The 21,689-nt window shown below is 68.5% G+C and carries 19 protein-coding genes; 11 read left to right on the top strand and 8 right to left on the bottom strand.

The window, feature by feature from the left end:
* The first annotated feature begins 95 nt into the window (after positions 1 to 95).
* The 5 genes from hemP (at position 96) to AUL30_RS04620 (ending at position 4,000) form a co-directional block, all read left to right on the top strand.
* Complete coding sequence (gene hemP / locus AUL30_RS04600) at positions 96 to 275, top strand: hemin uptake protein HemP (protein ID WP_192843008.1); 180 nt, start codon at positions 96 to 98, stop codon at positions 273 to 275.
* On the top strand, positions 272 to 1,201 hold the full coding sequence (locus tag AUL30_RS04605) for a heme/hemin ABC transporter substrate-binding protein (RefSeq protein ID WP_062226683.1): 930 nt from the start codon (positions 272 to 274) through the stop codon (positions 1,199 to 1,201). The genes hemP and AUL30_RS04605 overlap by 4 nt, the downstream gene beginning before the upstream one ends.
* A complete protein-coding gene (locus AUL30_RS04610; RefSeq protein WP_062226835.1) occupies positions 1,201 to 2,286 on the top strand; it encodes a FecCD family ABC transporter permease in 1,086 nt (361 codons plus the stop codon). The genes AUL30_RS04605 and AUL30_RS04610 overlap by 1 nt, the downstream gene beginning before the upstream one ends.
* Positions 2,283 to 3,062, top strand: coding sequence for a heme ABC transporter ATP-binding protein (locus tag AUL30_RS04615; protein ID WP_062226684.1), 780 nt, complete (start codon positions 2,283 to 2,285; stop codon positions 3,060 to 3,062). The genes AUL30_RS04610 and AUL30_RS04615 overlap by 4 nt, the downstream gene beginning before the upstream one ends.
* 143 nt (positions 3,063 to 3,205) lie before the next feature.
* Entirely contained in the window at positions 3,206 to 4,000 is a 795-nt protein-coding gene (locus AUL30_RS04620) for a lytic murein transglycosylase (RefSeq protein WP_244490712.1), read from the top strand.
* A 78-nt stretch (positions 4,001 to 4,078) separates the two neighbouring features.
* Here AUL30_RS04620 and AUL30_RS04625 read toward each other — a convergent pair whose 3' ends face one another.
* The 3 genes from AUL30_RS04625 to AUL30_RS04635 form a co-directional block, all read right to left on the bottom strand.
* The gene (locus AUL30_RS04625; RefSeq protein ID WP_062226686.1) at positions 4,079 to 4,867 is read right to left on the bottom strand and encodes an ATP-binding cassette domain-containing protein; all 789 of its coding nucleotides are present in this window, start codon (positions 4,865 to 4,867) and stop codon (positions 4,079 to 4,081) included.
* On the bottom strand, positions 4,864 to 5,958 hold the full coding sequence (locus AUL30_RS04630) for an ABC transporter permease (RefSeq protein WP_062226687.1): 1,095 nt from the start codon (positions 5,956 to 5,958) through the stop codon (positions 4,864 to 4,866). The genes AUL30_RS04625 and AUL30_RS04630 overlap by 4 nt, the downstream gene beginning before the upstream one ends.
* A gap of 138 nt (positions 5,959 to 6,096) precedes the next feature.
* Positions 6,097 to 7,125 carry a sugar ABC transporter substrate-binding protein gene (locus AUL30_RS04635; RefSeq protein WP_062226688.1) on the bottom strand — a complete coding sequence of 343 codons (1,029 nt, stop codon included), beginning with the start codon at positions 7,123 to 7,125 and terminating at the stop codon, positions 6,097 to 6,099.
* A gap of 178 nt (positions 7,126 to 7,303) precedes the next feature.
* Here AUL30_RS04635 and AUL30_RS04640 point away from each other — a divergent pair, with 178 nt between their 5' ends.
* The 3 genes from AUL30_RS04640 (at position 7,304) to AUL30_RS04650 (ending at position 11,266) form a co-directional block, all read left to right on the top strand.
* The gene (locus AUL30_RS04640) at positions 7,304 to 8,530 is read left to right on the top strand and encodes an ROK family transcriptional regulator (RefSeq protein WP_062226689.1); all 1,227 of its coding nucleotides are present in this window, start codon (positions 7,304 to 7,306) and stop codon (positions 8,528 to 8,530) included.
* Positions 8,531 to 8,616: 86 nt separating this feature from the next.
* Positions 8,617 to 10,791, top strand: a complete 2,175-nt coding sequence (locus AUL30_RS04645) for a malate synthase G (RefSeq protein WP_062226690.1) — start codon at positions 8,617 to 8,619, stop codon at positions 10,789 to 10,791.
* A 70-nt stretch (positions 10,792 to 10,861) separates the two neighbouring features.
* Entirely contained in the window at positions 10,862 to 11,266 is a 405-nt protein-coding gene (locus tag AUL30_RS04650; RefSeq protein WP_062226691.1) for a VOC family protein, read from the top strand.
* An 89-nt stretch (positions 11,267 to 11,355) separates the two neighbouring features.
* On the opposite strand, the gene AUL30_RS04655 is transcribed toward AUL30_RS04650, so the two are convergent.
* Positions 11,356 to 12,126: a L,D-transpeptidase gene (locus tag AUL30_RS04655; protein WP_062226692.1), complete on the bottom strand. Its 771-nt coding sequence runs from the start codon at positions 12,124 to 12,126 to the stop codon at positions 11,356 to 11,358.
* Positions 12,127 to 12,399: 273 nt separating this feature from the next.
* Here AUL30_RS04655 and AUL30_RS04660 point away from each other — a divergent pair, with 273 nt between their 5' ends.
* Entirely contained in the window at positions 12,400 to 12,897 is a 498-nt protein-coding gene (locus tag AUL30_RS04660) for an MmcB family DNA repair protein (RefSeq protein WP_062226693.1), read from the top strand.
* 16 nt (positions 12,898 to 12,913) lie between these two features.
* Here the strand turns inward: AUL30_RS04660 and AUL30_RS04665 are convergent, their stop codons facing one another.
* The 3 genes from AUL30_RS04665 to AUL30_RS04675 all read right to left on the bottom strand — a co-directional run bounded on the left by AUL30_RS04665 (position 12,914) and on the right by AUL30_RS04675 (position 17,294).
* Entirely contained in the window at positions 12,914 to 13,489 is a 576-nt protein-coding gene (locus AUL30_RS04665) for an ActR/PrrA/RegA family redox response regulator transcription factor (protein WP_280137385.1), read from the bottom strand.
* 113 nt (positions 13,490 to 13,602) lie between these two features.
* Positions 13,603 to 16,074 (bottom strand): ATP-dependent helicase HrpB, encoded by a 2,472-nt coding sequence (gene hrpB, locus AUL30_RS04670; RefSeq protein WP_062226694.1) that lies wholly within the window; start codon positions 16,072 to 16,074, stop codon positions 13,603 to 13,605.
* Positions 16,071 to 17,294, bottom strand: a complete 1,224-nt coding sequence (locus tag AUL30_RS04675; RefSeq protein ID WP_062226695.1) for an ABC transporter substrate-binding protein — start codon at positions 17,292 to 17,294, stop codon at positions 16,071 to 16,073. The genes hrpB and AUL30_RS04675 overlap by 4 nt, the downstream gene beginning before the upstream one ends.
* Positions 17,295 to 17,439: 145 nt before the next feature.
* On the opposite strand from AUL30_RS04675, the gene AUL30_RS04680 reads away from it, so the two are divergent.
* Positions 17,440 to 18,198, top strand: coding sequence for an SDR family NAD(P)-dependent oxidoreductase (locus AUL30_RS04680; RefSeq protein WP_062226837.1), 759 nt, complete (start codon positions 17,440 to 17,442; stop codon positions 18,196 to 18,198).
* A 27-nt stretch (positions 18,199 to 18,225) separates the two neighbouring features.
* On the opposite strand, the gene AUL30_RS04685 is transcribed toward AUL30_RS04680, so the two are convergent.
* On the bottom strand, positions 18,226 to 18,813 hold the full coding sequence (locus tag AUL30_RS04685; RefSeq protein WP_062226696.1) for an HdeD family acid-resistance protein: 588 nt from the start codon (positions 18,811 to 18,813) through the stop codon (positions 18,226 to 18,228).
* Positions 18,814 to 19,031: 218 nt separating this feature from the next.
* Here AUL30_RS04685 and AUL30_RS04690 point away from each other — a divergent pair, with 218 nt between their 5' ends.
* A complete protein-coding gene (locus tag AUL30_RS04690) occupies positions 19,032 to 21,524 on the top strand; it encodes a transglycosylase domain-containing protein (protein ID WP_062226697.1) in 2,493 nt (830 codons plus the stop codon).
* Positions 21,525 to 21,689 lie beyond the last annotated feature (165 nt).

Raw genomic sequence — 21,689 nt, forward strand, 5'->3', positions numbered from 1 at the left:
TGATATCGACAGTCAACTTTAAACCACGCACCGGGGCGACCGGACGCGAGCCTTGCGTCCGCGGTGCAACACCGAGGCTGAGAGGGATGGACGAGATGACGCGCGAGGAACCCAACCTGGAGGCGAGCGACAAGGCCGGCAAGCTCCGCCGTGACCGTTCCGCCATCGACAGCCGCGACCTCTTCGCCCACACGCGGGAGGTGACCATCCTGCATGAAGATGCGCAGTACCGGCTCCGCCTGACCTCCAACAACAAGCTGATCCTCACAAAATGAAGCGCTGCCTGACCGTCCTGGCGGCGCTGGCCGCCTGTCTTTTCCTGTCGCCGGCGGCCCGGGCCGAAACGGTGCGCGATGCGCATGGCCGCAGCGTCGAGGTGACGGACACGTCCCGCATCGTATCCATCGGCGGATCGGTCACGGAGATCCTTCATGCCTTAAGCCGGTCCGACAGCATCGTGGGGCGCGATTCCACCTCGCTCTACCCGCCGGCCGCCCTGTCCGCTCCGGATGTCGGCTATATGCGGGCCTTGTCGGCCGAGGGCGTCCTGTCCCTGTCGCCGACGCTGATCCTGTCGGTGGACGGCGCGGGGCCACCGGATGTCATCGCGCTGCTCGAAGGGGCCGGCATACCCTTCGTGAACATTCCCGACGTGCCGACGGCAGAGGGCGTTGCCGCCAAGATCAAAGCCGTTGCACAGGCCGTCGGGGAGATGGAGCGCGGCGCCGAACTGGCCGAGGCCGTGCGGGCGGACTTCCAGGCGCTCGAACAGGCGTTGGCCGGCGTGGAGACGCGGCCGCGGGCGGCCTTCGTCCTGTCCATGAGCGGGGGCGCGCCGCTCGTGGCGGGGGCGGGGAGCTCGGCCGACAGCGCCCTGGCGCTGGCCGGCGCGACCAACGTCTTCGCCGGGCTGAAGGGCTTCCGCCCGGCGACGCCGGAAGCCGTCCTTGCCGCCGCGCCGCAGGTCATCGTTTCCATGCGCTCGGCGGCCCACGATCCGGCAAGCCTGGCGCAGAGCCCCGTCTTTGCGCAAACGCCGGCCGGCCGCGAGGGGCGCATCGTCGCCATGGATGGCGGCTATCTCCTCGGCTTCGGCCCCCGCGCACCCCAGGCCATGCGGGAGCTGGCACAGGCCCTGCACCCCGGCCTCGCCCTGCCGAGCCTTCCCGACCGTCCATGGGCGGCCGGGACGGACGGCTGATGTCCGCCCTGGCAGTGGCCGGCCGGACTGTGGGAGACCGTCGCCGGACCGGGCAACTCGTCCTGTGCCTTTCTGCGGTGCTGATGCTGGCAGCCGGGCTTGCGGCTCTTGCCGGGGGCGCGGCCGGCTATGGGCCGGGCGCGGTCCTGAAGGCGCTCGTGGCGGGAATGTCCGGCAACCGTTCCGGGCTCGATGCCGGGCTGGCGGCCGTGGTGCTGGATATCCGCCTGCCGCGCGTTCTCCTGGCCATGGCCGTCGGCGCGGCTCTGGCGCTCTCCGGCGCGATGCTGCAGGGCCTGTTCCGCAACCCGCTGGCCGATCCCGGCCTGGTGGGCGTGTCCTCCGGTGCGGCGCTCGCCGCGATCTGCGTCATCGTGCTCGGCGGGCTGGCCGTGCCGCTCGTTCCCGCCGCGCTCGTGCCCCATCTCCTGCCGATGGCTGCCTTTGCGGGGGGCATGGTGTCGACCTTCCTCGTCTACCGCATGTCGACCTTTGGCGGGCATACATCCATGGCCACGATGCTCTTGAGCGGCATCGCGCTGGCCGCCATTGCCGGCGCCTTCACCGGCATATTGACCTTCATATCCACCGACCAGCAATTGCGGGAGCTGACCTTCTGGACCATGGGCGGCCTCGGCGGGGCGACATGGACCAAGCTCCTCGCCGCCTTGCCCCTGATGATCCCCGCCTTCCTGGCCGCGCCGCTTTTGGGCGGGGCTCTCGACAGGCTTGCGATGGGCGAGGCGGAGGCCTTCCATCTCGGCGTATCGGTCGAACCGATCAAGCGGCTGGCCGTGCTCGTCATCGCGGCTGCGGTGGGTGCGGCGGTTTCGGTTTCGGGCATTGTCGGCTTCGTCGGGCTGGTCGCGCCGCATCTGGTCCGCCTGGTGGCCGGTCCGGGGCATCGGGTGCTGCTGCCGGCCGCTGCCTGCACCGGCGCAGCCCTTCTGGCGCTGGCCGATCTGGTGGCCCGCACGCTGGTGGCCCCCGCCGAACTGCCGCTCGGCATCGTGACGGCGCTGATCGGGGCCCCCTTCTTCCTGTTTCTCCTGATGCGCAGCGCCCGCGCGGGCAAGCTGACATGAGCGCCATCGCAGCCCGGGACCTGCGCCTCGCCGTGGGCGGGCGGGCCATTCTGGACGGCGTCAGCCTCGAGCTTCGCCCGGGCGAGGTGCTCTGCGTGATCGGCGCCAACGGTGCGGGAAAGTCCACTCTGCTCGGCCTCCTGTCCGGGGCACGGCGGCCCGATGCCGGCATGCTGACGGGGCCGGTGGCCGACGCGCGCGCGCCCGCGGCCATGGCGCGGGTCCGGGCCGTGCTGCCGCAATCGGTCGAACTGGGATTTGCTTTCAATGCGTTCGAGCTGGTGCGCCTGGGGGCGGAAGCGGGCGGTGCGCGCGCCGAAGCGGTGGCAAGCCTGTGCCACGATGCGCTGGCGGAGGTGGGGCTCGACGGTTTTGCCGGCCGCAATGTCGCTGCCATGTCCGGCGGTGAGGCGCAGCGCGTCCATCTGGCGCGCGCACTGGCGCAGGTCCGCGCCATGCCGGGGCCGCACCGCTTCCTGCTCCTGGACGAGCCGACGGCGAGCCTCGACCTCAAGCACCAGATCCTGACCCTCGATATCGCCCGCCGCCTGGCGCGCAAGGGTGTCGGCGTGCTCGCCATCCTGCACGATCTGAACCTCGCCTGCCTTGCGGCAGACCGGATCCTGGCTCTGGCCGGCGGCCGGGTCGTCGCGCAGGGGCGGCCGGAGGAGGTCGTCACCGATGGGGTGGTGGAAGCGACCTACGGCCTGCGCCTGCCGGTGGGCCGCGTACCCGCGACGGCACCCTTCCTCTTGCCGCAGATCGCGAAAGAGTGACGCCGGGCGTCGCTATCGACGCCGCCTGTCACCAATTCGCACTACGTTAAACCTTGGGTTGTTATTACTGCCTTTCAATCAGGCACATGACGATGCCCAGGAGGCAGGAAATGGGGAACAGGCGCACTTCGATACGCGCGACGATGCTTGCAGCTTGCGCGCTCTTGACGCTTGCGGCGGCTCCCGCACTGGCGCAGAGCTGCGGCAACGACGCATCCGGTTTCAAACGCTGGATGGAAGGCTACAAGCAGGCGGCCCAGGCGCAGGGCATTTCGGCCCGCACGCTGCAGACGGCGCTCGGCTCGGTCACCTACAATCCGGAAGTCATCCGGCTGGATCGCAACCAGCGCAGCTTCAAGCTCTCGCTGGACGAGTTCATGCAGCGCCGGGCGCCGGCCTCGTTCGTGAAGCGCGGCAAGGGCATCATGCGCGAGAATGCCAAGCTTCTGAACGCCATCGAGCAGCAATATGGCGTGCCCAAGGAAATCCTCGTCGCCATCTGGGGCATGGAAACGGGCTTCGGCGCCAATTCCGGCAATATGAACATCTTCCGCTCGCTGGCAACGCTCGCCTATGACTGCCGCCGATCCGACTTCTTCACGGCCGAGCTCAACGCCGCACTGATGATCGTGCAGCGCGGCGACAAGCGGCCGGAGGATATGAAGGGCGCATGGGCCGGCGAGATCGGCCAGACGCAGTTCCTGGCGACCAACTATCTGCGCTATGCGGTGGATTTCGACGGTGATGGCCGCCGCGACCTGATCCGCTCGCGCGCCGATGTCCTGGCATCGACGGCGAACTTCCTGCGCCAGCATGGCTGGCAGCCGGGCGCCGGCTACATGCAAGGGGAGCCGAACTTCGCCCGCCTGCGGGATTGGAACCGCGCCGGGGTCTACCAGCAGGCCCTCGCGCTGTTCGCCTCGCGCCTGGCGCAATAGCCACCCCACACAGCGGGACGGAACGCAGAAGGGCGGCGGATGCGATGGTGCATCCGCCGCCCTTTGTTGTCTGCAGCTTCAGGCGGCGGCGCGCAGGCTGCCCGGGTCCATCGCGCCGGTCATCAGCGCGACGGCGTCGGACATGGAGATGGACTTCGGATCGACGACGCAGAGCCTGCGGCCCAGGCGATGGATGTGGATCCGGTCGGCGATCTCGAAGACATGCGGCATGTTGTGCGAGATCAGGACGATGGGCAGGCCACGCGCCCGCACGTTCAGGATCAGGTCCAGGACCTTGCGCGATTCCTTCACGCCGAGCGCGGCCGTCGGCTCGTCCAGCATCAGGACGCGGGAGCCGAAGGCGGCCGCACGGGCCACCGCGACGCCCTGGCGCTGGCCGCCCGAAAGCGTTTCCACCGCCTGGTCGATGTTCTGGATGGTCATCAGGCCGAGCTCGTTCAGCTTTTCCCGGGCGATGCCGCGCATGGTGCGCTTGTCCAGCATGCGCAGCACCTTGCCGAGCATATCCTTGCGCCGCAGCTCCCGCCCGAGGAACATGTTGTCCGCGATGGACAGGGCGGGTGACAGAGCGAGCTGCTGATAGACGGTCTCGATGCCGGCGTCGCGCGCTTCCTGCGGGTTGGACAGGTGCAGCGGCTTGCCGTCGAGCCGGATATCGCCGCCATCGGGCTGGACGGCGCCGGTCAGCGCCTTGATCATCGTGCTCTTGCCGGCGCCGTTATCGCCGATCACGGCCAGGATCTCGCCGGGATAGAGGTCGAAATCGGCGTTGTCGATGGCGACCACCCGCCCATAGCGCTTGGTCAGGTTGCGGGCGGACAGGATGGGTTCGACGGTCGTGCTCATGCGGAAACCTTTCTGATCCACTGGTCCGCCGCGACGGCGAGGATGATGAGGCCGCCGACGGTGAGGCGCGTCCATTGCGGGTCGGTGCCCCAGATGCGCAGGCCCATGGCGAAGACACCGACGATCAGGGCGCCGATGAGCGTGCCCACGACCGATCCGCGCCCGCCGAAGAGCGAGGTTCCGCCGATCACCACCGCGGTGATGGACTGGATGTTCGCCTCGTAGCCCGATGTCGGGGAGACGGAGCCCAGCCGCCCGATCAGCGCCCAGCCTGCAAAGCCGCAGATCAGGCCGGCGACGGCATAGACCGAGATGAGCAGGCGGCGCGTGCGGATACCCGACAGGCGCGTCGCATCGGGATCGTCGCCGATGGCGTAGACATGCCGGCCCCAGGCCGTGTGATTGAGGATGTAGTAGAAGATCACCACCAGGACGACGACGGCCACGACCGCATAGGTGAAGACGGCGCCCCCGATGCGGAATGTCGATCCGAGGAACTGCAGGAGCGGCGCGGCCGCTTCCACATCCTGCGCGCGGATGGTCGCGTTCTGGGAATAGATGAAGTTGGCGGCCTCGAAGATGAACCAGGTGCCGAGCGTGACGATGAAGGGTGGCAGGCGCACCAATGCGACGAGCAGCCCGTTGATGACCCCGCAGATGGTGCCGGTCAGAAGCCCGCAGAACAGCGCTAGCACCGGCGGCATGCCGAAATTCACCGCGAAGGTGCCCATTACGACCGAAGAGAGGACCATGATGGCGCCGACCGAAAGGTCGATGCCGGCCGTCAGGATGATCAGCGTCTGCGCGATGCCGACGATGCCGACGATGGCCACCTGCTGCATGATGAGCGTCAGGGTGAAGGCGTTGAAGAAGCGATCGCCGATCAGCGCGCCGAAGGTGCCGATGCCGACCATCAGGACGAAGACCGGAACCATGGTCGGATAGGCGTGCAGGAAGTGCTGCAGCCGGTCCAGAGGCCCGCGGCCACGGTGGGTGAAGTCGGCGACCTCGCTGCTGCTGCCGGCGAGGCCGGCCTCGAAACTGCTGGCGCTGCCGCTCGGCGGAGCGCCCTTTTGGCTGGCGTCGGTCATGGTGCTGGCCCCTGAATACCGGGGCGCGCAATCCTGCGGGGCCGCCGGCCATACGAGATGATCGAGGGCCGCGGCAGGCCTTTCGGGCCGGCCGCGGCGACGGTCAGCGAGCGGGTGCGCGTGGCACCCGCGCCGCGCTTAGCCCCAGCAGAGCTTGGAGGCTTCTTCCGACGTCATGGAGGTGACGCCTTCCATCGGCTCGTCGGTGACGAGGTCGACGCCGGTCGCGGTGATGCTGAGCCCTTCGCTCGCCTGCGGCTTCTGGCCGGAGTCGGCGAAGGCCTTGATGGCTTCGACGCCCATGGCGGCCATCTTCAGCGGATACTGCATCGACGTGGCGCCGATGACGCCGTCCTTGACGTTGGCGATGCCCGGGCAGCCGCCGTCCACCGAGACGATGGTCACGCTGTCGGACAGGCCGACCGCCTTGAGCGCTTCGAAGGCGCCGGCGGCCGCAGGCTCGTTGATCGTGTAGACGAGGTTGATGGAAGGATCCTTCTGGAGAAGGTTCTCCATGGCCTGGCGGCCGCCTTCCTCGTTGCCGTTGGTGATGTCGTGGCCGACGATGCGCGCATCGTCCTCGTCGCCGACGATCGCCTTGTCCTTGTTGTCGATGCCGAAGCCTTCCATGAAGCCCTGGTCACGCAGGACGGCGACCGAAGGCTGCTGCGGCGTCAGGTCCAGGAAGGCGATCTTGGCGTTCTCGGCCTCGGCGCCCATCTTGCCCTTGGCCCACTGGCCGATCAGCACGCCCGCTTCGTAATTGTCGGTCGCGAAGGTGGCGTCGGCCGAGTCCACCGGCTCGAGCGGCGTGTCGAGCGCGATGACGAGAAGCCCGGCGTCACGCGCCTGCTTGACGGAGGGGACGATGCCCTTGGTGTCGGACGCGGCGATCAGGATACCCTTGGCGCCTGCGGCGATGCAGCTTTCGATGGCGGCAACCTGCGACTCGGAGTCGCCGTCGACGCGGCCGGCATAGGTCTGCAGATTGATGCCGAGTTCCTTGGCCTTGGCCGTCGCACCTTCCTTCATCTTGACGAAGAAGGGATTGGTGTCCGTCTTGGTGATCAGGCAGGCCGTCATCGGTTCCTGCGCTGCCGCCAGGGCCGGAAAGGCAAGCACGGCTGCGCCGAGTGCCGCACCGGCGGCCAGATGCTTCAGTATCATGGAATGTCCTCCCGTTCGGATGGCGCCACTGCCACCACAGGTCCACCTCCCAGTGCGGACCAATATACGAATAGGACGCGAAACGACCGCAGCTGTCAATAGATAAATCACGCGGATTTATTTATTGACAGGTCGTACAGTTGGGATCATCGTCGCCGCAATATTGGGGGAGGCGACAATGCAGACGCAGGATGGACGGGTCGCACCGGCGGCGGCGCCCGCGATGGGTGAGTCGCCGCGTGTGTCCAGCCAGGCCGGCCTGCGCGCCCATAATGAGCGGCTCGTCCTGTCGCTGATCCGCGCCCATGGCGAGCTCGCCAAGGCGGAGATCGCCCGCTATTCGGGCCTGTCGCCCCAGACCGCATCCGTCATCATGCGCCAGCTGGAGGGGGAGGGCCTCGTTCTGCCGGGGGTGCCGCGCCGGGGCAAGGTGGGGCAACCCTCGGTGCCGATGCGCCTGAACGCACGGGGCGCCTTCGCGCTCGGGCTCAAGATCGGCCGCCGGACGAGCGAGATGGTGCTGATGGATTTCGTCGGCAACGTGCTTGGCAGCCGGGACGTCTTCTATCGGCTTCCGGTCTACGATGCCGTCATGGCCTTTGCCGGCGACGCAGCCGATGCGCTGCGTGCGCAGCTCGCTCCGCAGGAGCGTTCGCGCATCGCCGGGCTGGGGGTTGGCCTGCCCTTCGAAATCTGGTCCTGGGGGGCCGCGCGGGGCGCCGACAAGCGGGAGAACGCCACCTGGCGCAACGCCGACATCGCCACCGACCTGGCGGAGGTCACCGGCGAAGACGTGACCATGGCCAACGACGTGACGGCCGCCTGCGGGGCGGAACGCGCTTTCGGACAGAGGGCGGGCCCGGACTTCCTCTACCTTTTCGTCGGCGCCTTCATCGGCGGCGGGATCGTGATCGACGGCCAGCTGATCGAGGGGCGCTCCGGCAATGCCGGCGCGCTCGGCTCGATGCCGGTGCCGGCGCCGGGTGGCGGTTCGCGCCAGCTGATCGAGGCATCCTCGATCCACCTTCTGGAGCGCCTCGTCGAAGAAGCCGGGGGCGATCCGGTCGAGCTCTGGCGGCGGGAGTCCGACTGGGACGGGCTCGGCCCGCTCCTGGACCGGTGGCTCGACGAGGCTTCGGCCGGCATTGCGCATGCCATCGTGTCGGCTGTCAGCGTCTATGATTTCCCGGTGGCGGTGATCGATGGCAGCTTCCCGCCCCGGGTGCGGGCACGCCTTGTCGAGCGTGTCGATGCCGCGCTCCGGCGGCTCGACCGCCGCGGCCTGGCGGACATCGCCGTGATGGAGGGCACGATCGGCCGCTCCGCGCGGGAGATCGGCTCCGCCAGCCTGCCCTTCTTCGCCCGATTCTTCTCCGACCGCCGGATCCTTTACGCGGACCGCTAGGCTGCTCCCTGGTGGCGGCTCCATGATTTGACATTGAACGCCCGATGGCCGATGCGAAGCAGTTCGCCTCGTGCAAGGGAGTGCCTATGTCGGACTATGTGGAGATGCACGGCCTCAAGGTCGATGCCGGGTTGAAGACTTTCGTCGAGAACGAAGCCCTGCCGGGGACGGGTATCGAGGCCGATGCGCTGTGGCGCGGCCTGGCCGCCATGCTCGAGGAGCTGGCCCCCCGCAACCGCGCGCTCCTGGCGCGCCGCGATGCGCTCCAGCAAGAGATCGACGCCTGGTGCCGCGAGCGTCAGGGCGGGGCGCTGGATGGCGCCGCCTACGAGGCCTTCCTTCGGCAGATCGGCTACATCGTGCCCGAAGGCGGCGACTTTTCGGTGGAAACCGACCATGTCGACCCGGAAATCGCCTCCATCGCCGGCCCACAGCTTGTCGTGCCCGTCATGAATGCGCGCTATGCGCTGAACGCTGCCAATGCGCGTTGGGGTTCGCTCTACGACGCGCTCTACGGCACGGACGCTATTGCCGAAGATGGCGGCGCGCAGAAGGGCAAGGGTTACAATCCGACGCGCGGCGCGCGGGTCATCGCCTGGGCGCGGGATTTCCTGGACGGCTCGGTCCCCTTGCGCGAAGGCTCCTGGCGCGACGTGACGGCGCTCGAAATTTCGGATGGCCGCCTTGCGGTCACCGTGGACGGAACGCAGACGGCGCTGAAGGACCCGGCCCAGTTCGTCGGGCTGCGCGGCGAGGATGCCGCGCCGCAGGCGCTGCTTTTCGTGCGCAACGGGCTGCACAGTGAAGTCGTCATCGATCGCAGCTCGGCGATCGGCAGCCAGGATCCGGCCGGTATTTCCGACGTCGTCCTGGAAAGCGCCGTGACGACCATCCAGGATTGCGAGGACTCCGTCGCCGCCGTGGATGCGGAAGACAAGGTCGCCGTCTATCGCAACTGGCTCGGCCTCATGAAGGGCGATCTGTCCGAGACCTTCGAGAAGGGCGGCCGGAGCGTCACGCGGACCCTGTCGCCGGACCGGGTCTACCGCCGTCCCGACGGCTCCGAACTCGTCCTGCCGGGCCGCTCGCTCATGCTGGTGCGCAATGTCGGGCATCTGATGACCAACCCGGCCGTGCTCCTGGCGGATGGATCGGAGGCGCCGGAGGGTATCCTGGACGGTGTCTTCACCAGCCTCATCGCCCTGCACGACCTGAAGAAGACCGACGGCCCCCGCAATTCGCGGGCCGGCTCGGTCTATATCGTCAAGCCCAAGATGCACGGCCCGGAGGAGGTCGCCTTCGCGGACGAGATCTTCGGGCGGGTGGAGGCCCTCATCGGCCTTGCGTCCAACACGCTGAAAATGGGCATCATGGACGAGGAGCGCCGCACGACCGTCAATCTGAAGGAGGCGATCCGCGCCGCGCGCAAGCGCGTCGTCTTCATCAATACGGGCTTCCTGGACCGGACCGGAGACGAGATCCATTCCTCGATGGAGCTCGGCCCGATGATCCGCAAGGGCGATATGAAGGGGTCCACCTGGATCCGTTCCTACGAAGATCGCAACGTGGATGTGGGCCTGCATTGCGGCCTGCGCGGGCATGCGCAGATCGGCAAGGGCATGTGGGCCATGCCCGACCTCATGGCCGCCATGCTCGAGCAGAAGATCGGCCATCCGCGCGCGGGGGCCAATACGGCCTGGGTCCCGTCGCCCACCGCCGCCACGCTGCACGCGACCCATTATCACACGGTCGATGTCGCCGCCCGCCAGGCCGAGCTCGCCAGCCGCCCCATGGCGCCGCTCGAGGATATCCTGACCATCCCTGTCGCCGTGCGCCCCAACTGGACGCCGGAAGACATCCAGGCCGAGCTCGACAACAATGCGCAGGGCATACTCGGCTATGTCGTGCGCTGGATCGATGCCGGCGTCGGATGTTCGAAAGTGCCGGACATCAACGATGTCGGCCTGATGGAAGACCGGGCCACCTGCCGCATTTCGTCCCAGCACATCGCCAACTGGCTGCATCATGGCGTGGTCAGCGCCGAGCAGGTCGTGGAAACCATGCAGCGCATGGCCAAGGTCGTCGACGGGCAGAATGCGGGTGATCCGGACTACGAGCCCATGGCGCCCGGCTTCGACGCATCCATCGCCTTCCAGGCGGCGTTGGACCTGGTCCTGAAGGGGCGCGAACAGCCCAATGGCTATACCGAGCCGGTGCTGCACCGGCGGCGGCTGGAAAAGAAGGCGGCGCGCCGCGGCTGACGCGGCCAATTCCGTCGCACCCGCAAATGCACTACCCTTCCCGAGTAAACCTTCGGGAAGGGCAGGCTCCATGGTGTCGCGGATCATTCCAACCTTGCGCTACCGCGATGTCGACACGGCCATCGACTGGCTTACCGAGGTGGTCGGCTTTACCGCCGAAATGGTGATGGAGGACGAGGACGGCCTCGTCTCGCATGCCGAACTGACACTGGACGGTGGAATGCTGATGCTCGGCAGCCTGCGGGACGATGCGCTCGGCAGTCTCCAGATCACCCCGGACGAGGCGGGCGGTGTGACGCAGAGCACCTATATCGTCATCCGCGATGCCGATGCCCTGTTTCAGCGCATTTCAGCCTCCGGCGCGGAAATCGTCCTGCCGCTGCGGGACGAGCCCTATGGCAGCCGCGAATTTTCGTGCCGTGATTTCGAAGGCCATGTCTGGAACTTCGGGACCTACGATCCCTTCGCCCCGTAAGGGCATGATCCGCGCAAAGAAAAGCCGGGTGCCTCCCCCGAAGCACCCGGCATGGCGGTCCCCCGCCTTGGAACTCTGGGCGCGGCGGCTTAGCTCGCCTGCGCCTTGCGGTTTTCGGCCACGCGCTTCTGCGCCAGCGTCTCGCCCGGCATGAGGACGATGACGCGGGCCTGCAGGGGCACGCGCTCATACAGGTCGATCACGTCCTGGTTGATCAGGCGGATGCAGCCGGAGGATACGGACTTGCCGATGGACCACCATTCCGGCGTGCCATGCAGGCGGTACAGCGTGTCCTTGTTGCCCTGCCAGAGGTAGACGGCGCGGGCGCCCAGCGGATTGTTGAGGCCCGGATTCATCCCGACTTCGTTGCCATAGGGGGCAAGCTCGGGGCGGCGCTCGATCATCTCCTTGGGCGGGAACCACTTGGGCCAATGCTGCTTGTCGCGCGCATAGGCTTCGCCCGACCAGGAGAAGCCGGCCTTGCCGATGCCGATGCCGTAGCGCATCGCCGTGCCGCGCTCTTCGATGACGTAGAGGAAATGGCTCCCCGTATCGACGATCACGGTGCCGGCGGGGAAACCCTGGCCGTCATAGACGACACGCTGGCGCAGGAACTTGGGATCGATCTTTTCGATCGGGATGGCCGGCAGTGCGAAGCCGCCATCCTGGATGGAGGCATAGGCCACCGGCTCGACCGGGCCCAGCGGCCCACCAGCCAGGATGCTCGGCTCGGCCGCGGCATAGGCCGTGGCAACGGCCGGATCGCCCCGGGAAATGGCGGCGCGGTCGCCGGAGGTCTGGCAGCCGGCAAGGCCGAGCGCCAGAAGGGAAAGGGTGCAGAGGGCGATTCGTTTGGTCATGAACAGGTCCGGATCGGAACCGGCCTTGCCGAGGCATCGGGGCCGGTCGATTGGCTTTACGGATAGGCGCTCGCCGTCAGGCTGGCAATTGTCGTCAACCTAGAGCATCTTAGTTAACGAAGCCTTGTTGCGGTGCGAGCACAGATCGCCCGCCGAGGCGGCCACGCTCCGCGTCATCGACGATCCACGGTGTGCCAGGCTGGTATGTCCCGTGGCTGCCGCGCGACCGGCCCGCCACTCGCTCGATGTGTACAGACAGGACAATTCCGCTCCATGCCGATCGTCTCTTCCGTTCCGTACCAACCGCTGGTGGACGGCCGCCAGTCCGAGCGCGCCATGATGGTGCGCCGCGGGGTCCAGCGCCTCGTCACCGCACAGGCGGCGGTCAGCCTGCCGGAGATCGCGCTGGCCTCCGGCCGCCGGGCGGACCTCATCTGCCTGACGGAGAAGGGGGAGATCTGGATCGTGGAGATCAAGACGTCGATCGAGGATTTCCGCGTCGATCGCAAGTGGCCGGAGTACCGCCAGCACTGCGACAGGCTCTTCTTCGCGACCCATCCCGGCGTGCCGCTCGACATCTTCCCGCAGGATTGCGGGTTGATCCTGTCGGACGGCTATGGCGGGGAACTCCTGCGCGAGGCGCCCGAGCATCGGCTCGCGCCGGCGGCGCGCAAGGCCGTCACGCTGCGCTTCGCCCGGCTCGCGGCAACGCGGCTGATGCAGGCGGAATGGGCGGCGAACCCGTTCATGACGGGCGTGCGAGAGGCGTAATCCTTGCGGGCCGCGCTCAGCGCGGGGCGTTCTTGGCCAGGATGCGCTGTAGCGTTCGCCGGTGCATGGACAGGCGGCGGGCCGTCTCGCTGACATTGTGCCCATAGAGCTCGAAGACACGCTGGATATGCTCCCAGCGGACCCTGTCGGCCGACATGGGATTGTCCGGGGGCAAGGGGCGGTTTTCGGATGTCTGGGTCAGGGCGCCGAGCACCTCATCGACGCTCGACGGCTTGCACAGATAGTCGGCAGCGCCGATCTTCACCGCCGCGACGGCCGTGGCGATGTTGCCATAGGCGGTCAGCACCACGGTCACTGCATCGGGCCGCCGCTGGTGAATCAGCTCGACGAGGTCCAGCCCATTGCCGCCGGACAGGCGCAGATCGACCAGCGCACGGGCCGGCGGGCTCGCCTGGATCAGGCGTTCGGCATCGGCATAGGTGCCGGCGACCTGGATCTCGTAGCCGCGCTGTTCCAGCCCGCGCGCCAGCCGCGCCGCAAAGCCTGCATCCTCGTCGATGACCAGGATCCGCTTCGTCTCGTTCCTGGACCGCGCCATACGGGCGTCATGCACCGGCGATTCAGCATTCATTCCGTGTCTCTCCAAGGACGGCCCGTGGGAAACAACGCGGATTGTGTCTTCGGGTTGCACGACCGGAGATGGCCGAGCCGATTACCCTTGCGGGTGATTCGCCCGGCGGCGCATCAAACCCCCGGTGCGGGTTCTCCCGGCCGACGCGCCCGAGCAGTCGGGGCGGCCCGGGCGGGATCTTCCGGCCAGACATGTTTGGGGTAGCGGCCGCGCAGAGCGGCGCGCACATCCCGCCAGGACCCGCTCCAGAAGCCCGGCAGATCGAGGGTGATCTGGATCGGCCGATGCGCCGGGGACAAGAGTTCCAACGTCAGCGGCATGCGGCCGCCGGCAATGGCAGGGTGTTGCGTCAGCCCGAACAATTCCTGGACACGGACCGCCAGCACGACCTTGTCCTCCTCGTAGCGCAGGGGCAGGCGCGAACCGGTCGGCACCGCGTAATGCGACGGGGCCAGCCTTTCGATCTGGCCGGACAGCCCGTGTGGCAGCCGGTGGAGGAGCCCCTCGCGCAGGGCCCCGGCGCCGATATCGGAGAGGCGCGTCGCGCCCGGCGCGAAGGGCATGAGCCAGGCTTCGAGCGTATCCATGAGCGAGGCCTCGTCCATGGCGGGCCATGGGTCGCCAAGGGTGCCGTTCAGGAAGCGCAGCCGCTCCAGAAGCCGCCGTCCCTCCGTGTCGAAGGGCAGGCTGTCCGCGCCGAGGCTGCGGATACCGTCGGCCAGTGCAGCGGCTGCGGCGCCGGGATCGACGTCGGGCAAGGGCGTCTCCGACAGGACTGCGCGGCCGATCCGGCGCTGGCGGCGGGCGCGCACCGAACGCGACGCCGGATCGAAGAGGACCCGGTCCTCCTGCGTTCCGTAACGCTCTTCGAGGATCGCCAGCCCCGCCTTGTCGAGCGCCACGGCGCTGAGGATACGGGCGGCGCGGGCCGCGCCCTGCAGCTCGGCGACGATCAGGCCGGGGGCGCCTGCCAGGCGGGTCGTGTCCTCGATCTGCCCGCCGCGCCCGCTGGCCAGGACGAAATGGCCGCGCGCCCCCCGGGCGACGGCGATCCGGTCGGGATAGGCTTCCGCCAGAAGAAGCGCCGGATCGGGCGTGTCGATCCGGCTTTCGCCGGCATTGGCATCGGCCCCCAGGCGCCGCGCAAGCTCCAGCGCGGCGCGCGCGCGCGGCCCCCGATCGGCAACGAGCCGGCGGTGGCGCTCGGCCAGGTCCGGATCGTTGCCGCCCAGTCCGCGCTCGGTCACGAGCACGGCAAACTCGGCGGCCAGCCGCCGGGGCGTGCCGGGCGCGGCGCGCACGACCATGGCGGCCAGGCGCGGCGGCAGGGCAAGGCTGCGCATCCGGCGCCCCGCTTCGGTCAGCCGTCCATCGGCATCGAAGGCGCCGAGCGCCGTGAGCAGGCCGCGCGCCTCGATCAGTGCCGGTTCCGGCGGCGGATCGAGGAAGGCGAGCGCCGCCGGATCGCCGATGCCGAAGGCGGCGCAGTCGAGGATCAGGCCGGACAGGTCCGTGGACAGGATTTCCGGCGTGTCGAAGGCCGGCAGGGCGTTGGTCTGCTCTGCGCGCCAGAGGCGGATGGCCCGGCCGGGACCTGTCCGTCCGGCGCGCCCCGCCCGCTGGTCCGCGCTCGCCCGCGACACGGCGACGGTTTCCAGCCGGGACAGGCCCGTCGCGGGCTCGAAGACGGGCCGGCGTGACAGTCCGCTATCGACGATGGTGCGGACCCCGTCGATGGTGATGGAGGTCTGCGCGATGGAGGTGGCGAGCACGACCTTGCGGCGCCCGGCGGGCGCCGGACGGATTGCGATGTCCTGATCGGCCGTGTCGAGCGCGCCATAGAGCGGCGCCAGGATCACATCGGCGGGCAGCCGCCCGGAAAGCCGCTCGGCCACCCGCTCGATCTCGCGCTGACCGGGCAGGAAGGCCAGGATGCTGCCGTCATCCTCTGCCAGCGCATCGCGGATGGCGGTGGCGACGGCGTCCTCGATCCGCTCACTGCCCCGCTCCCGGTGGACGATCTCCACCGGATGGCTGCGTCCCTGCGTCTGTATGATGGGTGCGGGGGCCAGAAGCTCGGCAACGCGCGCACCGTCGAGCGTGGCGGACATGACCAGGATGGACAGGTCGTCGCGCAGGGCCGAACGCACGTCGAGCGCCAGCGCCAGGCCGAAATCGGCATCGAGCGAGCGCTCGTGGAACTCATCGAAGATCACGCAGGCGATGCCGGCCAGTTCCGGATCGTCCAGGATCAGCCGCGTGAAGACGCCTTCGGTCACGACCTCGATCCGGGTGGCGCGGCCGATGCGCGTGTCGAGCCGCATGCGCCATCCGACGGTCTGGCCGACCGTCTCTCCCAGGAGCGCGGCCATGCGCGCCGCCGCAGCGCGTGCGGCCAGCCGGCGCGGCTCGATCAGGATGATCCGGCCTTCCGGCAGCGTGGACAGGAGATGCAAGGGCACGAGGCTCGTCTTGCCGGCGCCGGGAGGGGCCACCAGTACGGCGCGGCCGCCGCCGACAAGCGCCTGCCCCAATTCGGGCAGCACGGCGACAACGGGAAGATCCGGCAGGGAGGGAGGCGTCATTGCGCCGACAGGCGGGCCGCCACGGCCGGCCGCAGCCAGTCGATCCAGCTGATATGCGGGCGCGGTATGGCGATGTCGCGCGGGCCGAAGCCGATGGCCGGGGCCATGGCCTGGCGCAGCCGTGCCGCATCTTCGGCCGGCAGCGCCGACAGGGCCAGGACCGACGCATCGCCCCACAGGGCAGGATCGGCCTTGCGGATCTGCGCTTGCGGCGACATCAGGAAATCCGCCACCACGAGTGCCGCGGCGGGAACGGGCGTGTCCCGATCGATCAGAAGGAAATGCGCGTCCACCATGCCGCCGACCGCCAGGCCGAAGCCGGCAATTTCCCCACCGCCGCCATCGGCCGATGGGCTGCCGGCCCCGCCGGGCAGGGGATCGAAATCGGCGATCATGTCGACACTGCCCTCGGCAAGCAGGCGCCGCGCCTCCGCGCCATTGGCCGGGAACGCCTGGCCCTCCTGCCAAAGCAGCGGCCGGATCGTGTCCAGCCAGTCCATGAGCGGCTGGGCCACCGCCTCGGCATCGGCGTCCTTGACCGGCGCCTGCAGGAGGGACGGATCGTCCGCCAGGGCGAAGAGCATCTCTTCCAGGAAGGCTTCCCCGTCGGGCGCGGCCGGATCGACGATGGCGAACCGGCCGGGATTGGCCCGTGCATAGGTCAGGATCGCTTCCGGCGTATCTGGGCGCGCACTGGTGGCGCGCGTGTTGGCATAGAGCGTGACGCGGCGCAGGCCCAGGGGAACGGCGCCGTAGCGGGTCGGCAGCCCGGCGGCCTGCAGGAGCGAGGGATGCTTCGCCACATCCACGAACTGCCAGTTCGGCAGCCGGAAGGCGAAGCGCCCGGGCAGGAGATTCTCCATACGCGCCCTGGCGACGGCCACCGACCCCACCGCCGCAAGGTCGAAAGGAGCAGGCTCTTCCCCGCGCAAGGCTTCGAGCGCGGCCATGTCGGACGGCAGTTCGACGAGGTCCAGCCGGACGCCGAAGCGGGCCTGCAACTCGGTGGCGGCCCATTCCAGGAAGTCCGGATCGGCCGTGCCGTCGCCCGTCAGGGCCAGGCGCACCGTCTGGTCATGCGCGGCGGTTGCGATGGCGGGCCAGTCGCGAAGGTCCGGCCAGCCGTCCGGCATCTGCGCGGCGGCCATACCGGGCAGGGCCGCGGCAATCAGAGCGGCGGCCACGAGGCGGCGCAGGGAGAATCCACGATATACGACCAAGGCTTTCGTCTCCGTTTCATTGGAAATTTCATGCCGCGTGCATAAAGGCAATGGTCGGCGCCTACCGGTGCGGTGCGCATATGGCTTTTCATGCCCGCGGACACGATCTAAAGAAAAGCCGCGTGCGATGAGGGGGATGAAGACCATGTCGGAAACCGAAGGCCAGGATACCCGTCGCACGATCGTGCTGACGGGAGCATCGCGCGGCATAGGCCATGCGACCGTGAAGCGCTTCTCGCGCGAGGGGTGGCGGGTCATCACCTGCTCGCGGCAGGATTTCTCCACCGACTGCCCCTGGCCGGCCGGGCCGGAGGATCACATCCGCGTGGACCTGGCCGACCCGGAAGACATCGGTTTCGCCATCTCGGAAATCCGCCGAAGGCTGGAAGCCAATGGCAGCCGGCTCGACGCACTCGTCAACAACGCGGCCATCTCGCCCAAGGTCAATGGCGGCGATCGGATGGATTCGATCCACACGCCGATGCATGTCTGGCGGGACGTGTTCCAGGTGAATTTTTTCGCGCCGATCATGCTGGCGCGGGGTCTTTATGCCGAGCTTCAGACGGCCGGCGGCTCGGTCGTCAACGTCACCTCCATCGTCGGCAGCCGCGTCCACCCCTTTGCGGGGACGGCCTATGCGACCTCAAAGGCGGCGCTCGCCTCACTCACGCGGGAAATGGCAGCCGATTTCGGCCCGGCCGGCATCCGCGTCAATGCCATCGCCCCCGGAGAGATCGACACCGCCATCCTGTCGCCCGGCACGGAAAAGATCGTTGAGACAATCCCGCTGCGCCGGCTCGGCAAGACGGCGGAAGTCGCCGATGTGATCTACTTCCTGTGCTCGGGCCAGTCCGCCTATGTCAACGGGGCGGAACTGCATATCAATGGCGGCCAGCACGTCTGACGGCCGCCATCGGCGCCCCGACGGCCGTCAGGGGTTGCGGCGCGCGTCCAGCGCCGCGAAGAGGAGGCTGGACCCGGAAAAGATGAAGGAGATCCCCAGGAACACGCCGACCGCCCAGACGGCGGTTCCAGGCAGGCCGAGGATCAGAAGCACGGCCAGCACGATGTTGAGGATCCCCGTCAGCACCAGTGCCCACCAGCCCGACCGGCTGCCCGAGCGGATGGCACGGGCAAGCGCGAATTCCAGAAAGGCCGTCACGAGGAAGTAGGTCGCCAGCATCCATGTCAGCGTGACGGCGCCGGCCACGGGATTATAGACGATCACCGCGCCAAGCACCGCCGCCAGCACCGCCAGCGCCAGATTGGACCAGAAGCCCGAATGGGCGCGTGCCTGGAAGGCGGCGACGATCCCCATGACGCCGCCGATGATCAGGAGCCATCCGAAAAACAGCGTCGAGGCGAGCGTCGCGGCAAAGGGGGCCAGCAAGGCCAGAATGCCGACGGCGAGCATCAGCCCTCCCTGCAGCGCATAGGCTTTCCAGTGGTCGTGCAGTTCGGAGCGGAACCGCCGTTCGATGGCGCCGGCTGCGGCCGGCCGATCCTTTGGCAAGGTCATGGATTGTCCCTTCCATTCTTCTGTCATGCCGTTTGACCGCGGCCCGCTGGACCGACAACCGGCCCGTGTGCTGCGTCCGTACGGCGGCAACTCTGCGTGACCGAGGTGCAACAGCGCAAGGCCCAGTGTGCCGCCGGCCCGTCAAACCGCCATATTTGCAATGCAACGCGGCAACATCGTACAGCCTGCCTAAACACTGCACCGAGCCAGGAGGCCACATGGGTTTGCGGCGAAAGGAACCGCGTATCGAGCCGACATTCGGGCAGACGCCCGAGGGATCGGGCGGCGAGGGTTTCCGCCTGTCGGCCGACGACCGGGCCGTGCCGCAGGACCGTGCGCCGCGCCGCGAACGCGTGGAGCGCAAGGCGCCCCGCCGCCGTGGTGGCGGTGATGGCAATGGTGGGGGCAGCGGCAATGGCGGCGGCCGGGGCGGTGGACGCTCGAGCGGCGGGCGCCGCCGCCGTTCGCCGTTCGCCCGGCTGGCGGGCTTCGTCGTCATGCTCGGCTTCTGGGCGATGCTCGCGGGCGCCGCGGTCATCGGTTACTTCGCCCTGACGCTGCCGCAGGAGGCCTGGGTCGTCCCCGACCGGCCGCCCAATGTGCGCATCGTCTCGGTCACGGGGGATCTGCTTGCGAACCGGGGTGTGACCGGCGGCGAGGCGCTGGCGCTCGACCAGATCAGCCCCTACCTGCCGCAGGCCGTCATGGCGATCGAGGATCGCCGCTTCTACCAGCATTTCGGCGTGGACCCGATCGGCATCATCCGCGCCTTGACGACCAATCTTCAGGCGGGCGGCACCGTGCAGGGCGGCTCGACGCTGACCCAGCAGCTCGCCAAGAACATCTTCCTGACGCCCGAGCAGAAGCTGACGCGCAAGATTCAGGAGGCGATCCTCGCCCTATGGCTCGAGCAGCGCTTCTCCAAGGACCAGATCCTGGAGATGTACCTGAACCGGGTCTATTTCGGTTCGGGCGCCACGGGTGCGCAGGCCGCTGCCCGACGCTATTTCGACAAGGATGCGAGCGAACTGACGCTGAGCCAGTCGGCCATGCTGGCCGGGCTTCTCAAGGCGCCGTCCGAACTGACGCCGGTGCGCAATCCGGAAGCGGCCAAGGCGCGGGCCGACGTGGTGCTCGGCGCCATGCTCGAAGCCGGCTTCATCACGCAGGATGAATACAAGGCCGCCCTGGCCGAACAGCCGACCGAGGCCCGCAGCTTCTGGACCGGCGGCGAGCATTACGCCGCCGACATGGTCATGCGCGATCTGAAAGGCCTGGTCGGGGACGACATCCGCAAGGACGTGATCGTCGAGACGACGATCGACCTGCCGCTCGAAAAGGCGGCTGAAAAGGCCATCCGCGATACGATCGACCATGCCAAGCAGAATGTGACGCAGGGCGCGCTCGTCTCCATCGACGGGACGGGCGCCATCCGCGCCATCATCGGCGGGCGCGATTATGCGGAAAGCCAGTTCAACCGCGCCGTGGACGCGCGCCGGCAGCCGGGCTCGGCCTTCAAGCCCTTCGTCTACGAGACGGCGCTGGAATTCGGCTGGCGGCCCGAAAGCATGATGATGGACCAGCCGGTGCGCATCGGGAACTGGACGCCGTCCAATTACGACAACAAGTTCCGCGGCCCGGTCACCATGGCGCAGGCCGTGGCCCATTCGCTCAACACGACGGCGGCGGCGCTGACGGCCGAACTCGGCCCCAAGACGGTTATCGAGACCGCCACCTCCATGGGCATCACCTCCCCCATGGAGGAAAACGCCTCCATCGCGCTCGGCACGTCCGAGGTCTCGCTCCTGGAACTGACGGGGGCCTTCGCTCCCTTCGCCAATGGCGGCTACCGGGCGACACCCCATCTCGTCAACCGCGTGACCACGGTGGATGGCGAGGTGCTCTACGAGCGGCCGTCCGAAGTCCCGCCCATGGTCATCACCGCCGACATAGCCGGCATGATGAACGCCATGCTGACGGGCGTGGTTACCTCCGGCACCGGGCGGCGCGCGCAGCTGGACGGCTGGCAGGTGGCCGGCAAGTCCGGCACCACGCAGGATTTCAAGGACGCCTGGTTCATCGGGTATACGGCCAATCTGACGACGGGCGTCTGGCTCGGCAACGACAATGGCAAGCCGATGCGGCAGGTCACCGGCGGTTCGCTGCCGGCCGAGGCTTGGAAGGCCTTCATGGTCACCGCGCATGAGGGCCTGCCCCCCGTGCCGCTGCCGGGCGACTACCGGATCGGCGATCACCAGGGCGGCGTGCCCATGGCGTCCGCGCAGCCGCAAGCGCCGGCGGAGGGCATCCCGGCCGGCGGCGGAGGGGAGCCGCCCCGCGCCACCTATGTGGACGAATACGGCAACCTGCTGGACCAGTACGGCCGCATGATGCCCAACCAGCCGCCCTCGCAGGCGGAACTGGATCGTTCGGGCGGCGTGGCCGCGCCGGCGCAGGATTCCGCCGCCGCTGTTGCTCCGCCACCCGGCGCGCCCGCGCCCCACGATCCCTATGGCGACGGCACCTATGGCGGCGCGCCGCCGGAATACGGCGCCCCGGCCGATTACGGTGCGCCGCCGCGCATGGTCCTGGAAGGGCCGGCGCGGGTGATCCGGCAGGACGAACTGCCGCCGGACGCCGTTCTGGAAGGGCCGGCGCAGGGCGGGCGCGCCACCGATCGCTCCTTGTTCCGCGGCCTTTTCGGCGGCTGAGGCCGCCCTTGGCCCGGCGTGGCAAACTCCTGTCACGCTGGCGCCTCTCGCCGACTTGCACGCTCAAACGCCCGTTCATATATAGCTGGCAACCCCGATACCGTCCGCCACGCGGATGGTCGGGGAAGCATGTATGGACAACTCACAAGGACCCGCCTGACGGAA

Source organism: Aureimonas frigidaquae, from assembly GCF_001463905.1.
GTDB classification, from domain to species: domain Bacteria; phylum Pseudomonadota; class Alphaproteobacteria; order Rhizobiales; family Rhizobiaceae; genus Aureimonas; species Aureimonas frigidaquae.